Source organism: Peptoniphilus sp. (assembly GCF_034090345.1).
Classification (GTDB): Bacteria; Bacillota; Clostridia; order Tissierellales; family Peptoniphilaceae; genus Peptoniphilus.
Genome location: NZ_JAXDSS010000052.1, coordinates 1 through 16,595 on the forward strand (window position 1 = coordinate 1; position 16,595 = coordinate 16,595).

The window sequence follows — 16,595 nt, forward strand, 5'->3', positions numbered from 1 at the left end:
ATACTACTCCTCAAATTCGTCAGAATATTTCTTGAAAAAATCATAATATACTCTAACATTCTCAAGTTCTGTCCAATCCTTTAAAGTTGCAAAATCTCCGTCCAAATCATAAATTTTGGCATGCTTAAGTGACAAAATAAATGGAGAATGAGTTGCTATTATAAATTGACACCCAAAAAATCTGACGCTTTCCTCTAAAAATTTAATCAACTCAAGTTGTCTTTTAGGCGACAAACTATTTTCAGGCTCATCCAATAAATAAAGAGCATTCTCCCTTATTCTATTTTGAAAATACATAAAAGCACTCTCTCCATTTGAATACTCTCGTGTATTATTTATAAGATTATTTCTCACATACTGAGACTGCGATATCTTTCGTGTCATATTTATTTTTTTCAGTTTTTCATAATCGTCCAACGACCTCAATTGAAAATCAGTATATTTATTTTCCAAATACTCCTCAAAAAGCTCTTCCCTTTTTGACGAAATTCCATTATTTATACTTCTCAAATCAAGCATAAAATTAAATACATCATCAGAAGTTATGATTTCACTTGTCTTCGGTATCTTATTATCCAATTCATAATGGCACAGATTAATATAATCTTCAAAAAAATTGGACCTATTATATAAAGCATCTCTATTTAATCTTAATTTTTCAGATATAATATTCAAAATAGTAGACTTCCCCGATCCATTTCCCCCGTACAAGATAGTTATTGGTTCAAAATCAAGACGAGTAAGCCTATTTTTTCTAAAAATTTGGAAAGGATAATATGTATCATAGCAAGTCTTTTTCAAAGTCATAAAAAAATATGCTTCATCTTCCATCGTAGGAAATTTAAATTCCTTTAAATACAACACACTTTTCCCTCCCTTAAAACTAAATCTTATACCGATTATAAAATTAAAAAATACTTTTTTCAAATGATGTAAATTAAAAAAGTCGGTTCACCCGACTCTTTCATAGTTATTTATTTACTTTAACAATCGGAATCCATAACTCCATCTTATAATTTTCTTCATCCATGTTACCCTCTCCATATACTTCAAAATCTGGAGCTCCTGAATGCATATATCCATTTTGTGGAAAAAATACTTCCATAGCATATTTCCATCCATTGTGAATACTTTCAGGTATTTTACCTTCTAAACTCAATATTGCATATTCACTTTCTTCTACTTCTACAATGTCAAGTCCAATCTTCTTAGCAGCATCTACGTCTTTGACATCACAACAAACCATATAATTAATATTATTACAGTCTTTGACATCATAACACATACCATACATCTGTCCATTACCAAGCTTTAACAATTCATCATACCTAAATTTAGAATAAAATCTTTCCCACAATTTTGAACATTCTGAAGTATCAATATTTTTTGATTTTATTCCTGCAACTTTAAATCCACTCTTTTTCTGTATGCTTATATTCATATCTCTGCCTCCACTTACTTTTACAGATAACTGTACACGAGAAACAATATTAAAATTTGCTCCTCTTCTCACTTCTACAGGAGAAATCCCATGAAATCTTTTAAATGCATTTGTAAAAGAATTTGAAGACTCATATCCATATTTTATGGCTATATCTATTACTTTAATTTTAGTTTCTCTTAAGTCAATAGCAGCTTTAGTTAATTTTCTATATCTAATGTACTCAGATAAAGTCATGTCTGTTAAGATAGAAAAAATTCTACTAAACATTGATAATGAATAGCCAGAAAAGTTTAAAATTTTCTTTTCTTCAATTTCTTCACACAAAACTGTCTCAATATAATTAATTGTACTATTAAAAGATTCAATAATATTATTCATGAATTCTCTCCTTTAAATAAAAGTATACTTGCGCATAAAATTTAATCCTCATAATTTCTGTACAGATATAGTGGAATTATTCATTTTAAAAATCTATAAAAATTTGGAAACCGTCACCTATCTTAGATCTATAAACTATATTACCATTTAATTTATTAACATTATCTTCAATAGCTTTCAAACCATTTCCTTTAAATATAAAATTACACCCTCTTCCATCATCTATAATTTCTACTCTAATACCATCTTTTATCCTAATAAAAATATTTATTTTACTTGACTGCCCATGTTTTATACTATTCGATATAGATTCCTTTATTATTCTATATACTAAACTCTGTTTATATCTATCTATTCCATTTAAATCTCCATCATAATCTATATTAAGTTCTAAAATCCTTGTACTATTAATTTCTTCCACCAATTCATTTATCTTATTTTTTAAACTTTTAAAATCATCTTCATTAAGTGCATATACAGCATCTCTCAAACTATCCATACTTTTTTCTGCCAAATATTTAGATTTTTTCAATAAACCCTTACACATATTGATATCTTTATCCACAACCTTATTAGCAACATCTAGATTCATATTAAGTGCAACTAAGTTGTGTCCTAAAAAATCGTGTATTTCTCCAGCTATTCTATTCCTCTCTTCAAACAATGTAAGTTCCTTAACTCTTTTATTTATTTCCAAAATCTCTTCATATGCCTTTTCCAATTCTATATTTAAATTTTTTATTCTCAATCTTTCAAATACAACTATTTTGTAAGAATATACTAGTAAACAAAAAAATATTAAATATATCATAAGCATTGAAACATCTAATATATAATCTTGAAAATTTAGCTTCATAAAACTTGTGCTCAAATTAACTTTTCTCACTAAACTTGATATAAAAATTACCATCAATGAAGTTAAAGTTATATACAATGCCTCTTTATCACTTCCAAACAGAACTGTCTCATAAATAATCATAAAATATAAAATATCTGTATATCCACCTATTTTACAAACTATAAAACTACCAAGTATTAAATAAATTAAAATGGATACAATTAAAGAAACTTTATTTTTAAAATAATTATTTACACGCAAATAATTATTTATAGAAAAAAATAAGAAAATGGATAAAAAGAAAATTAAATTATGTCCGTGTGCCTTAGTTCTATTTATGACTTCTATTCCTATCATAATGTGTAAAATAATATTAATATATAAATTATATTTAAATGTTTTTTTCATTATTCACTTCCTAATGCTCAATAACATATTATTTTTGTACTTTATATAAAAAATAAAAACTATAATAGATAAGATAAATCCTATTATGAAAAACGATAATTTACCACCTGAAAATCTATATAGATAGACTCCTAGAATTGGACCTATTGACTTTCCAATTCCTAATGCTTGTCAATAATTTCCATAAGCTATACCTATTTTTGGGGACTCTGTTATCTCAATTAAAATACTGCTGGAAGCTTGAGTATAAAATACCTCTGTCATTAAAATAGCAGTAAAAATACTTATAAAAAATATTCCTGAATTACTTAATGATATCATCATATACAGTACAGATGTAAATAATATTCCATAAAAAGCACTATCATATTTATTAGCCTTGCTAATAAATTTCCCCAGCTTACTCGGTAGAAAAATCATAAAAACTGCTGATGGCAAATATAAATATGCTAGTGAATTAATTTCTGAAATTACATTCTCCTTAAAATAGATAAGATATAAAGGAGAAGTTAAACTTGTCACAAACGATACAATCCCTATATACAGAAAAAAATTATTTTTTTTAATAATTTTACTTTTAAACCACATTTCATTCTTATTTTCCAAAAATGATGTATCATAGAAATAATTTTTAGCCTTGTATAGAGCAAGTAAATTTACGAAAATAAAAAATATAGATATAAATTTTAATCCCTCTTGTAATGAAAATTTAAATAATAAAGGTAATATTAATAAACATCCTGTTATACTCCCCTTACTAAAAGTTTCATTAATTATTCCAAAATTAATTGATATGTCAAATTCATTACTTAAACCAGCTACTGATGAATCAAAACTCACAAGTAAAAAAGATTCTCCTATACTGTAAATTACAGTACCTATAATAACATTAATAAAACTATATCCTTTTATAAAAACCGCCATAGAAATAATATGTAAAATAATTCCGCTAAATATTCCGCTTTTTCTTCCCTTATTATCAATTATTTTACCTACTATCCTTCTAAACAAAACTCCGAATATATTAAATACCGAATAAAAACCCCCTAGGTGTATAATGTTTGTTTCAAAAGATAGAATATAAACTGGTATAAATATACTTATAAATATTTTCGAAAAAGATGTATAATACACAATTCTTTTTAATTCTCTCAATTTACAACCTACTTTCTTATAATATTTCTAAAACTTGCTAACTACAAAAATATTATAAAAATATAAGATGTTTATCAAAACTGAATAAAGTAATGATATTTATGTAAAAACCATTACTAAAGTCATAATTTTATTTAATTAGTATAGCCAATTGAGTTCTATCTCTAATTTCTAATTTATCTAATATTTTGGTTATATGATTTTTTACAGTTCCCTCTGTTATAAAAAGTATCTCACTTATTTCTTTATTAGATTTCCCTTCACTAACTAAAATAGCTATTTCATATTCTCTATTAGTTAAAATGGAAAAATTTTTATTCTTCTTAAAATTTTCTTCTAAACTATCTCTATCAATAAAATCCACCATCTTTTTTGCAACTTCAGGTTGCATTAACACATTTCCACTATATACCATTTCTATGGATTTAACTAACTTATCTGAATTTATATCTTTTAATAAATAACCGTCAGCTCCATTTTTTAAACCCTCAAAAATATATTTATCTTCATTAAAAGTAGTCAGTATTAATACTTTAATGTCTGGATATCTTTCTTTGATAATCTTTGTTGCCTCTACTCCATCCATTACCGGCATTCTAATATCCATTAATATTAAGTCTACATTTACCTTGGATACAAAATCTATAACTTCTTTTCCATTATTAACCTCTCCAACTACGTTTATATTTTCATATAAACTCAATATCATCGAGATTCCATCTCGTATTAAACTTTTATCATCTGCTATTAAAATATTTATCACTTTATATCCCTCATATGGCTTTTTTTAATTATACCATTTCATACAGAATAAATTTATTTCTTTTAAATCTAAACTTTTAGATAGTCTTAAAAAGATAGTATAATTTATGAAAATAAAAATTTTTAATGCATCTAGCTTTTTTAGGAGTCTTTTAATTTAATAATTTTATGCTCTTTGTGAAAGCTAACAATTATAAAAATCGGCATAGCCAGCTTATACCAACTACACCGATTGTTTTTGAAATAAATTTTTATTCTTCCATTATTTTTTTTGCTTCTTTTGATAAGTCTGATTCTTCTATGTGGACTTCTCCTTCAACCGGTTCTTGTTCACCACTTATTATTTTTTCAAATTCATTTCTTGTAATTGTTTCTTTTTCAAGTAATGTATCCGAAACTTTTAATAGTCTGTCCATATTTTCAGAAAGTATAGCTTTACATTTAGCATATGCTTCATCAATCATTCTCTTAACTTCTTGGTCAATTGCATATGCTGTCTGTTCTGAATAATTTCTGCTTCTTCCCAAATCACGACCTATAAATACTTCTCCTTCATCTGTTGAAAGATTTATAGTACCTATTTTTTCACTCATTCCATATTCAGTGACCATATCTCTTGCCATTTGAGTTGCCCTTTGAATATCGTTATGTGCTCCGGTGGAAATGTCATCTAATACAAGGTCTTCAGCAACTCTTCCGCCTAGTAGTGTAACTATTTTATCTTCCATTTGACCTTTTGTCATAAAAGTCAATTCTTCTTCTGGTAGATATGAAGTAAATCCTCCTGCCATTCCACGAGGTATTATTGTAATCATATCGACAGGGTCTGTATTTTTTAGTGAAACAGATACAACTGCATGACCTGCTTCGTGAACTGCTGTAAGTTTTCTTTCTTTTTCTGTAACTACTTTAGATTTTTTAGCTGGACCTGCTTGAACTTTTATAGAGGCTTCATCGACATCTTCCATGCTGATTTTTATTTCGCCTCTTCTAGCTGCTAAAAGAGCTGCTTCATTCATCAAATTTTCAAGATCTGCCGGAGTAAATCCCGGTGTTCTCTTTGCTATGGTCTTCAAATTTACATCTTCTGCAATTTTTTTATTTTTAGAGTGTATTTCTAGTATTTGTTCTCTACCTTTTACATCAGGCTTTCCAACATAAACAGTTCTGTCAAATCTTCCCGGTCTCATTAGCGCCGGGTCAAGTATGTCAGCACGGTTAGTAGCCGCCATAACTATTACACCTTCATTTTCTCCGAAACCATCCATTTCAACTAACAGTTGGTTTAATGTCTGTTCTCTTTCGTCATGTCCTCCGCCTACTCCGGCTCCACGACGTCTCCCAACTGCATCTATTTCGTCTATAAATATTATGCAAGGTGCATTTTTCTTAGCTGATTCAAATAAATCTCTAACACGACTAGCTCCAACCCCTACAAACATTTCTACGAAGTCTGAACCGCTCATTATAAAGAAAGGTACCTTAGCTTCTCCTGCAACAGCTCTTGAAAGATAAGTTTTACCGGTCCCCGGAGGACCTACCATAAGTACCCCTTTTGGAATTCTAGCTCCCATCTCAACGAATTTTTTAGGACTTTTTAAGAAATCCACTATTTCAGATAGTTCTTCTTTTTCTTCCACTAATCCTGCAACTTCGTTGAATGTTACCACCTTTTTATCTTCCGGTTTAATCATTCTAGCTTTACTTTTGCCAAAGCTCCCCATCTTAGAACCGCCACTTCCTTGTGTATGATTCATCATATAGTACCAAGCACCTACAAACACTACAAGTATCAATATTGTCGGTATCCATTCAACATAAAACGGTTTAACTTTAATTGGCTCTTGTGAAATATTTATATCACCTGTACTCACTTTAGGAGCTATATATTTTTCATATATATTTACTCTCGATTCACTTGGAAGATAGGTAATATATGCTTTTTCATTTTTTAATTTATATGTTACTTTCGAATCATCATAGTGTATATCTGTTACTTCATTTTTTTCAAGTGCTTGTACAAATTTAGTTGCGGAAACTTTATCTACCACTTCCTGCGGTGGAGTTATCATTCTAAAGCCAAATAAAACAAGTCCTATTAACATCAAATAGAGTAATATCCCACTTATTCTCTTATTCAATACATACCTCCTGTTTAAATATTTTCTTCAGAGTTATCATATATACCGATGTATGGTAAATTTCTGTAATTTTGATTATAGTCCATACCAAATCCAACTACAAATTTATCTTCTATTTCAAATCCTATATATTTACACTCTATTTCTTTTAATCTTCTTTCAGGTTTTGAAAGCAATGTAACTATTTCAACAGACTTTGCACCTCTTTTTTTTAAATTTTCAATAAGGTATCCCAAAGTATTTCCTGTATCTATAATATCTTCAACTATCAAAACATCCTTCCCAACTAGCTCAATTTCGACATCTTTTTTGATATTTACATTCCCTGTGGACTCAGTTCCTTCATAGCTTGAAACTTGCATAAATTCCATATAGACATTTTTATTAATTTTTCTAACTAAATCTGCCATGAAAATAGTAGACCCTTTTAGAATCCCTATCATCAAAATTTCGCCATCATAATCCTTTTCTATTGCTTGTGCCAATTCAAGAATTCTATTTTGTATTTTATCTTCACTGATTAGCACTTCTTTTATATTACCCAATTTATACCTCCAAGCTTATACTGATTATCTTTTCAGTCATACTTTCTATCTTGTATTTTTCATTCATTCTATATGGAGCAATCCAAATTATATTTTCATCATCAACTATTAGTGGTACAAAATCTCTTTTGTACTTAGGAATTCTATTATCTATTAAAAAATCTTTTATTTTTTTGGAGCCTTTCATTCCTATTGGAGTAAATTTATCTCCATCTCTTTTATTTCTAACTCTCAACTTCCCTTTAATCTTTGAGGCATCTAATTGAATTGAATTTTTACCCTTTTTAATGCCTTCTTCAACAATCAAAGTTCCTAATTGAGTTTTATTTATTCCAAATTTTAAAGTTTCATCAATCTTTTCAACTTCTTTTTTTAAAAATAAATATCCTTGAGAAATTTCAAAAATTAATTTATGCACTGTAATTGATGCAGAATCTTGCTTTATTAAATCAACTATATTTTCAATCTGTACTTTCCCAACACCCTCGATAAGATTTAACCTTCTAAGATATTCTCTTATTATGATACTTATTAAATATTCATCTTCATCTTTCAAAAGTTTAATATCTAATACATCTTCTTTCATATTATTCAAAAAATATCTATCAACTATTTTTTGAAAATATGTATTTTGTTTATGCGCTAAATCTTGTAGCCTTAAAAGAGCTCCTTTAAAATTAGAATTTAAATTTTCTTCAATGTATGGAATTAATTCAAGTCTTAATCTATTTCGATTATATATAGCCATTGAGTTTGTCTCATCTTCTACATGGTCTATTCCATTTTCCAAAAGATACTCTTCTATTTCCCTACGACTAATGTTTAGCATTGGTCTGTATAAATCTCCATTTACATACTCTATGGACTGTAACCCTTCTAAACCGGTTCCCCTAATTATCCTATACAGAATAGTTTCGACTTGGTCATCTTGGTTATGAGCCGTAAATATTTTTGTGTTAAAAGTTCTAAAGAACTCATATCTTAAAAATCTTCCTGCTTCTTCTGAACTCATCTTATTTTCTTTAGCAAATTCATCCATGTTAACATCAATGGTTTCAAATTCGAGTTCTAATTTTTGAGCAATATCCCTTACAAAATCTTGATCTCTTTTTGCAGTTGCTCTTATCCCATGATTTACATGACAAACTTTAATTTTTATATTGAATTCTTCTCTTAGCAAAAATAAATTGTAGAGTAAAAACATGCTGTCTGCTCCGCCTGAGCACGCAACTATGACTTCTTCTCCACCATCTATCATATTATATTTTTTTAAGTTTTTATAAAATGATTTATTATATTTCATATCAAAAAAATATGGCCATCTTTGATGGCCATTATCTACGAGATCTACCTGTTCCCATTTTGGCATTTTGTCTTGATCTTGCTTGTTCGTATTTTTCATTTGAATCTTTTAAAAACTTTGAAAGTTTATCTTCAAAAGAAGAGTCTTTTTCAGTTTTTTCAAAATCGACTACAGCCGGTTTAGAGGTCTTCGGAAGTGCTTGTTTTATCGAAAGATCAATTTTGCCATCTTCCATTGAAAGTATTTTAACTTTTACTGTTTGACCTTTCTCTAAATGGTCACTGACATTTTCAACGTATGAATCTGATATTTGGGATATATGTACTAATCCGCTTTGTTCTTCCGGTAAACTAATAAACGCACCAAATTTCATTACATTTGATACAACACCTTCTACTATTTGGCCTACAGTTAATGCCATTAAATAATTCCTCCTATGTTCTTCTATTATTTTTTCTCGGCTTTTTCCTTATCAATATAAACTACCTCTCTAGGTTTAACCATCCCAAGGTCTTCTCTTGCAACTTTTTCAATAAACTCAAGAGAACCTGATGATTTTTTTTCTTCTTCAAGATTTTTTATATCTGACTTTAAAGTTTTTATTTCCCTATTGTATTCAGCTAACTGAATATTTTTATCATGAGCTTTAGACATAGCTGTGCTCATATTGTGCCCAGCATAAATCGCCGAAATAATCACGATAGCTATGTATATTTTAGGAATTCCTCTTCTTTTCATAAAATAGCCTCCAAAGTCATTATCACACCCAAAAGTAGTTTTTTCAAGGAGTTAGTCAATAATTTTATACAAACTATCAGCTTCATCCTTTTTTACATGCTCTTTTATCTCTAAGACTTCTACTCTTCTTGTAGAATTGCCAAATTCTATTTCAATTATATCTCCAACTTTAACTTCAGTTGATGGTTTTGCCACATTCTTATTCACTTTAATATGACCACCTTCAGCTGCTGTCTTAGCTACAGTTCTTCTAACTATAATCCTTGATATTTTTAAAAATTTATCTAATCTCATATTAAAAATGGGAGCTACTTATGCCCCCAATAGCTTATTTGCTTTTATTTACCGCTTCTTTTAATGCTTTACCTGATCTGAATACAGGAGCATTTGACTTAGGAATCTTGATAACTTCTTCAGGATTTCTTGGGTTTCTTCCTTCTCTTGCTTTTCTTTCTCTAACTTCGAAAGTTCCGAATCCTACTAATTGTACTTTTTCTCCATCTGTAAGAGCTTCTTGTACTGATTCTAAAAATGCGTTAAGAGCCATTTCAGCATCTTTTTTTGTTAAATTACTTTTTTCTGCTATGCTTGTTACTAATTCTGATTTGTTCACTATAAATCCTCCTTTATTAATTGCCGTTTCAGCCATATTTTTTGCTGTGCAATTACCTTATCTTCTAAGACTATCGTTATTATACCCTATCTTACCTAATCTTTCCACTTAAATTTATAAAAAAAGCCTAATTTTAGACATTTTTATTGTAAATTTCCTGTAAAATATCGTATATATAACTCTCTCCATTTGTGTCAACTGCAACTAATTCCTCTAAATCATTTTTTAAATTTTCAATTAGTTTTTTTACATCTACCTCTATTCTCTTATCTTCTTTTCTAAATTTATTTAATATATCTCCAAACCCAACTATATCTGATTTTGGAATATAGATTACACACTGGTGATTATATTCCATTCTGTCCATTTCATATATGGATATATATTCCACAACTTCATCTTCGAGTCCGGCATTTTTTATAAAATAAATTTTGTATTCATCCCCGTATATTTCAGATAGAGACAATTTTAAGTCTATTGCCGTTCTCATGTTATAAACTTGAGTTATTGCTATATCAAGCTTAGTGTTTATATTAAAAGTAGTGAAATCATCTGCATCAAGTAGCATAAATCCTTTCGACGGATCTCTTTTCACAGCATTTAAAATATGTTCTATAAAGCTCACTCCAGCCACTAAATTAATATCAACTTTCTTTTCAACTAATTTTAAAACTGTTCTTTCTGCTATAAGTGGCGTTCCCGGTACAAAATAGTTTATATCACCATCTTTTGATTTTTCAATTAGTATTTCTACGATTTTATCGTAAACTTCTTCAAATGTATCTTCACTTTCGTATAGACAGTCAAATGTCTTATATTCTATATTTAATTCAATAAATTTTTTAATTGCATCTACTTTTTCAGTCCTCAAATAATTTGGATTGCCATCTTTTATATATTCCAAAGCTTGTAAAGTGATGCCATATTGGTCTGTTGCACCAAGTCCTATTATATTTATCATCTTATAAAAAAGGTGGCTGAAAGCCACCCCTCCTCTTTTCTAATTATTTGCTCTTTTCTTCTGTCTTTTCAGTATTTTTTACATCCTTATTTTCTTTTTTATTTGAAGCTTTGTTTTCTGCAGCTTTTTCTTTTGTTTCTACTGTTGAATTTCCAACTTCATCTGCCGGTGTTTCTTTACTCTTGTCTTCTGCTTTTGTTGCTGCCGGTAATTTAAATTCTTCAGGAATTTCAATATCGTCTTTTACATTTATATATTTTTCTACTTTAGCTTCTTTTTTAAGATTATCAAGATAATCTTTATATTTTTGCTGAGTTACAGCACTTTCAATAGTTTCTTTAACTTCTTCTAATTTCTTATTTTCAAATCTATTAAGCTTAATAATATGGAAACCGAATTGAGATTCTACCGGATCAGATATTTCTCCAACTTTAATAGTTTTAACAACATCTTCAAATTCTTTTACCATCATTCCATTTGAAAATTCTCCAAGCTCTCCGCCTTTTTCAGCTGAACCTTTATCTGTTGATTTTTCTTTTGCAATTTGAGCAAAGTCAGCACCTTTAGATAACTCCTTCTTGATTAAATTAGCTTCATTTACATCTTTAACAAGAATATGTGCTGCATCTGCTGTAAAGTATTCATCTTTATGTTCATCATAATATTTTTTAATTTCATCTTCACTTGCTTTAAATTCTTTTTCTTTTACTTTGTAGTATTGTTTCATTATGTTCAAGTTAGTGAAGTATTCTCTGTAATATGCTTCATTTGAACCCATTTGCTTTAATTGTTCGTTAAAAGCTTCTTGTCCACCCATTTGCTCTTTAACAGTATTTAATTCCTTGTCAATTTCTGAATCTTCTGCTTTAATCCCTAATTTTTCAGCATCTTGTTTTAAAATTTCCATATCGATTAAGTCATTTAAAACAGATTCTTTAATAACTTGGTCCATAGTTTTTGATGGATCTTGAGGTGATTTTTCTGTTAAATAACTTTCACTTCCTGCTGAAAGAGTATAATAATTTCTTTGGCTTGCGTAGTTCTTTACAAATTCTTCTTGCGTTATATCCACTCCATTAACTGTAGCGGCAACTCCTTCTTTTTTAGGTGTCCCACAAGCTGTTGTAATAAGTAATGCCGAAAGTCCCACTCCCAACACAATTTTATTAATAGTATTTTTTAAATTCAAAACATTCATCCTCTCTTTTTCTATTTATTATACACTAAGAAGCCGTTACATTGGTGTTAATTTTGTGTAACTTAACTATCCCAACAATTTTCAACAAATCTTGTAGTGGATATTTTAAACCTTTTACTATAAATCCAGGTGAGGTTCCCAAGTCAAAAGTTATATTTCTAAACATATCTTGCAACACGTTTATCAACTCTAAGTTAGGTAAGTTCTTAAGCTTTAAATCATATCTATCTCCGCTTTGTGTGATTGATGTAATACCTGATTCTCTAGCTTTATTTCTTATAAGGGAAATATCCATTAAATTAGAAACTTCTTTTGGTACATCTGAATACCTATCTATCAGCTCATCTACTAAGTCTTGGTATTCAGTCTCACTATCAATAATAGCAATTTTTTTGTAAATTTCAAGTCTTTGTTCATTATCCATAATATAGCTGTGTGGAATGAATGAATTTACTTTTATATCTACTTGTGTATCTTCAACTTCTTTAACTTCTTCTCCACGCTTTTTAGCAACTGCTTCTTTTAAATATTTTATATATAAATCATAACCTATTGAATTTACATGACCCGATTGTCTTGAGCCAAGTATGGATCCTGATCCTCTTATTTCAAGATCTTTTAGAGCAAGCTTATATCCACTTCCAAATTCCGTAAACTCCTTTATAGATTTAAGTCTCTTGGTTGCAACTTCAGTAAGTGAAACATCTTTTTCATATGTGAAATATGCATATGCAATTCTGTTTGACCTACCTACTCTACCTCTCAATTGGTACAACTGAGATAGTCCCAATCGATTGGCTTCAGTTACTATAATTGTATTTGCATTTTGAACGTCCAATCCTGTTTCAATAATTGTAGACGCTATAAGAACATCGTATTCTCCTTTAATAAAATCTATAAAAGTCTTCTCAAGCTCTCTCTCACTCATCTGACCATGAGCCATTGTAAAACTCGCCTCAGGAACTAAGTCTTTTAACTCCGCCATTTTGAGTTCCATTTCTTGAACTCTGTTAGTTACATAAAAAACTTGCCCTCCTCTTTCAATTTCTTTTATAATCGCCTCTCTAACCATAAGAGGATTGTGCTCTAACACATAAGTTTGAACTGGAAATCTCTCTTCCGGCGGTTCATCTATAACCGACATATCCCTTATACCAATCATAGACATCTGTAATGTTCTTGGAATTGGAGTTGCTGTAAGGGTCAACGTGTCCACATTTTCTTTCAAAGTCTTTAACTTTTCTTTGTGCCTTACTCCAAATCTCTGCTCTTCGTCTATAATTAATAACCCCAAGTCCTTAAACTTAACGTCCTCTGAAAACAATCTATGAGTTCCAACAACTATATCCACAAATCCGTTCTTTAAATCTTCAAGGTCTTTTTTAATCTGTGCCCTTGATCTAAATCTCGATAACAATGCTATCTTCACCGGAAAATTTCTAAACCTTTCTACGATTGTATTATAGTGTTGCTCTGCAAGTATAGTTGTCGGCACCAAAAATGCAACTTGTTTCGAATCCATAATCGCCTTAAAAGCTGCTCTAAGTGCAACTTCTGTCTTTCCATATCCCACATCGGCGCACAACAATCTATCCATTGGCTTTTCAGACTCCATATCTTTTTTAATCTCTGCTATTGAGCTTATTTGTCCTTCTGTTTCTTCGTATATAAATGCATCTTCAAACTCACTTTGCCACTGAGTATCTTCACTAAACTTATATCCCTTAATCTTCTCTCTTGTAGCATATAAATTTATTAAATCATCTGCCATATCTTCTATGTTTTTTCTTACTTTTTGCTTTGTACGACTCCATTCAACAGAGTTTAATTTATTTATTTTCGGTTTAACTCCGTCTCCAACAACATATTTATAGATCGAGTCCAAATTTTCTATAGGAATAAATAGTTTGTCTTCACCACGATATTCTAAAATCACATAGTCTTTTTGAGTTCCTTGTACTTCAAGTCTATCAGTGCCCATATACTTTCCGATACCATGGGCTTCATGTACTACATAATCTCCAACTTTTAAATCATCAAAATTTATTTTCTTTGCATTTTTATCTTTTTTGTGTTTTTTCTTGTTTGAATTGCCATAAATTTCTGAATAACTTAAAACGACGTATTTAGAATCTACTATTTCAAAGCCTTCGTGAATGCTTCCCTCTGTAACTATAATTTCAGAAGTTTTTATTTCTGTTTCAAAATCTTTATCAAACCTTGAATGTAAATCAAATTCTTCCAAAGTCGTAACAAGTTTTTTAGCTTTAGTTTCACTGCCCGCTAATATTATTACCTTATTGCCTCTGTAAACATAATCTTTTAAATCATCGATGAACAATTTTATCTTTCCTCGATAGTTTGTAGATGATTTTATTTTCACATTAAAAGGTCTTCCAGTTTTAAAATGTTTTTGAGAAACAGTTAGTGTGTTTAAAGTTATCAAATTTGAACTATTTAAAGTTTCAATCAAAAATACTTCGTCAAATTTTACATTCTCATGCACTTTTAAAGCCTCTCCTCTTGAAATCAACTCAGACAAATTATCCAAGCTGTCCCTCGAACTTGCTTCAAAATGCTCAAAAGATATGTTTGGCTCTTCCATCAAAACAATTGGTTTTTCTAAAAAATAATCAAGTACAGTTGAGGTGTGTTCAGCTTCTAAAAAAGGGGTCACCAAATCTATTATCGGCCCTATATCTCCTGCCTCAATTTTTTCTATAACTCGTTTAAATTTTTCTTCAATTCTATCCTTTTCTCTACCTATAAGCTTTATCTTTTTTAACTCAGAATTTATTTTCTTTATAACTAACTCCTTCATCTCTGAAGTTAAAATCATTTCTTGAGCTGGAAGTATTTTTATATTTTCCAAAGTATCAATTGACCTTTGAGTAGATATATCAAAAGTTCTTATCGAATCCACTTCAATATCAAAAAGCTCTATTCTATATGGATTTTCAGAATATATGTCAATTATATTTCCCCTGATGGCAAATTGACCCTGAGCTTCTACTTGTGTATATCTCTCATAACCAAGTTGAATTAGCTTTTCTTCGATATTTTCAATTATATTTTTACCTTGAATTATTTCAAATGAATAATTTTTAAAAATTTCAACCGGATTATATTTGTCTGCCAATGCCCCCAGAGTGCAAACTAAAAAATCTACTTCTCCACTTGCCAACTTTGTCATGGTTTTTAATCTACTATAAGTATTTTCTGTCGACTTAGAAAATTTATTATATAAAAACACTTCTCTTTCAGGAAAGTATTCAGTTTTTTGACCAAGACTGTTCAAGTCTTCGTATATTTTTCTGGCTTTTAAACCATCGTTAGCTACAATCACTAACGGTCTATTTTCAAAAATTGCGTATGCAAAATGAGAAGTTGCTGATGGAGTTGCCCCATAAATGTGTAAGGTTTCTCCTCTCTCTATGCTGCTCTGAATTTCTGAAAAATTACTTAAATTTCTAAAACCGTATTTCAATAACAATATTTTCTCCTAAAATTTAATATAACAAGTAAAATCGGGAAGAGTACTCCCCGATTAATTAAACTTATTCATTGCAGCATCTACTCCATTTTCAATAATTTCTACAACCGAGTCTGCTGCTCTTTCTATAGCATTTTCTATCTTAGAGCCATCTGCTTTACTAAATCCCCCAAGCACATAGTCAGCTAAATCTATTTTATGTTCGTTGTTTCCAACGCCTATCTTCACTCTCAAAAACTTATCACTTTGTACCTGATATATAATTGACTTCAAACCGTTATGTGTTCCAGCAGAGCCACTTTTTTTAATTTTAAGCGTATATGGGGTTATATCTATATCGTCAACTAAAATAATCACATTTTCAGGTTCAACTTTGTAAAAATTCATAACTTCTCTAATTGACTCCCCACTGTTATTCATATAAGTTTGAGGTTTTAACAATATTACTTTTTCATTATTTATTCGAACTTCTTCATATAGTCCTTTAAATTTTATCTTTTTAACTTTCACATTGAATTTTTCTGCTAATTTATCAATTGCCAAAAATCCAACATTGTGTCTTGTGTACTCATAATTCTTGCCCGGATTACCAAGGCCCGCTACTATATACAAACAATC

The 16,595-nt window shown here is 29.6% G+C and carries 16 protein-coding genes; all 16 read right to left on the minus strand.

The genetic code is table 11. From position 1 onward, the window contains the following. Window positions 1-3 precede the first annotated feature (3 nt). A complete protein-coding gene (locus SOR77_RS04280) occupies window positions 4-864 on the minus strand; it encodes an AAA family ATPase (protein ID WP_320635946.1) in 861 nt (286 codons plus the stop codon). A gap of 106 nt (window positions 865-970) precedes the next feature. Continuing rightward, on the minus strand, window positions 971-1,822 hold the full coding sequence (locus SOR77_RS04285) for an AraC family transcriptional regulator (protein WP_320635947.1): 852 nt from the start codon (window positions 1,820-1,822) through the stop codon (window positions 971-973). Window positions 1,823-1,907: 85 nt separating this feature from the next. Further along, window positions 1,908-3,068, minus strand: a complete 1,161-nt coding sequence (locus tag SOR77_RS04290) for a sensor histidine kinase (protein WP_320635948.1) — start codon at window positions 3,066-3,068, stop codon at window positions 1,908-1,910. A 171-nt stretch (window positions 3,069-3,239) separates the two neighbouring features. Next, window positions 3,240-4,223, minus strand: a complete 984-nt coding sequence (locus SOR77_RS04295) for an MFS transporter (protein WP_320635949.1) — start codon at window positions 4,221-4,223, stop codon at window positions 3,240-3,242. Between the two features lie 130 nt (window positions 4,224-4,353). Continuing rightward, complete coding sequence (locus SOR77_RS04300) at window positions 4,354-4,986, minus strand: response regulator transcription factor (RefSeq protein ID WP_320635950.1); 633 nt, start codon at window positions 4,984-4,986, stop codon at window positions 4,354-4,356. A 250-nt stretch (window positions 4,987-5,236) separates the two neighbouring features. Continuing rightward, the gene (gene ftsH / locus SOR77_RS04305; protein ID WP_320635951.1) at window positions 5,237-7,126 is read right to left on the minus strand and encodes an ATP-dependent zinc metalloprotease FtsH; all 1,890 of its coding nucleotides are present in this window, start codon (window positions 7,124-7,126) and stop codon (window positions 5,237-5,239) included. A gap of 14 nt (window positions 7,127-7,140) precedes the next feature. Next, window positions 7,141-7,671: a hypoxanthine phosphoribosyltransferase gene (hpt, locus tag SOR77_RS04310; RefSeq protein WP_320635952.1), complete on the minus strand. Its 531-nt coding sequence runs from the start codon at window positions 7,669-7,671 to the stop codon at window positions 7,141-7,143. Window position 7,672: 1 nt separating this feature from the next. Beyond that, a complete protein-coding gene (gene tilS / locus SOR77_RS04315; protein ID WP_320635953.1) occupies window positions 7,673-8,974 on the minus strand; it encodes a tRNA lysidine(34) synthetase TilS in 1,302 nt (433 codons plus the stop codon). Window positions 8,975-9,005: 31 nt separating this feature from the next. Beyond that, a complete protein-coding gene (locus tag SOR77_RS04320; RefSeq protein ID WP_004821093.1) occupies window positions 9,006-9,395 on the minus strand; it encodes a S1 RNA-binding domain-containing protein in 390 nt (129 codons plus the stop codon). Between the two features lie 26 nt (window positions 9,396-9,421). Continuing rightward, window positions 9,422-9,712 carry a septum formation initiator family protein gene (locus SOR77_RS04325; protein ID WP_320635954.1) on the minus strand — a complete coding sequence of 97 codons (291 nt, stop codon included), beginning with the start codon at window positions 9,710-9,712 and terminating at the stop codon, window positions 9,422-9,424. Between the two features lie 51 nt (window positions 9,713-9,763). Next, window positions 9,764-10,006: an RNA-binding S4 domain-containing protein gene (locus SOR77_RS04330; RefSeq protein WP_320635955.1), complete on the minus strand. Its 243-nt coding sequence runs from the start codon at window positions 10,004-10,006 to the stop codon at window positions 9,764-9,766. 34 nt (window positions 10,007-10,040) lie between these two features. Beyond that, complete coding sequence (locus SOR77_RS04335) at window positions 10,041-10,325, minus strand: HU family DNA-binding protein (RefSeq protein WP_040552346.1); 285 nt, start codon at window positions 10,323-10,325, stop codon at window positions 10,041-10,043. A gap of 133 nt (window positions 10,326-10,458) precedes the next feature. After that, window positions 10,459-11,286 carry an SAM-dependent methyltransferase gene (locus SOR77_RS04340; protein WP_320635956.1) on the minus strand — a complete coding sequence of 276 codons (828 nt, stop codon included), beginning with the start codon at window positions 11,284-11,286 and terminating at the stop codon, window positions 10,459-10,461. Between the two features lie 43 nt (window positions 11,287-11,329). Then, complete coding sequence (locus tag SOR77_RS04345; protein ID WP_320635957.1) at window positions 11,330-12,484, minus strand: peptidylprolyl isomerase; 1,155 nt, start codon at window positions 12,482-12,484, stop codon at window positions 11,330-11,332. Window positions 12,485-12,509: 25 nt separating this feature from the next. Continuing rightward, entirely contained in the window at window positions 12,510-15,977 is a 3,468-nt protein-coding gene (gene mfd / locus SOR77_RS04350) for a transcription-repair coupling factor (RefSeq protein WP_320635958.1), read from the minus strand. Window positions 15,978-16,031: 54 nt separating this feature from the next. Continuing rightward, a complete protein-coding gene (gene pth / locus SOR77_RS04355) occupies window positions 16,032-16,589 on the minus strand; it encodes an aminoacyl-tRNA hydrolase (RefSeq protein ID WP_320635959.1) in 558 nt (185 codons plus the stop codon). Between the last annotated feature and the right edge of the window lie 6 nt (window positions 16,590-16,595).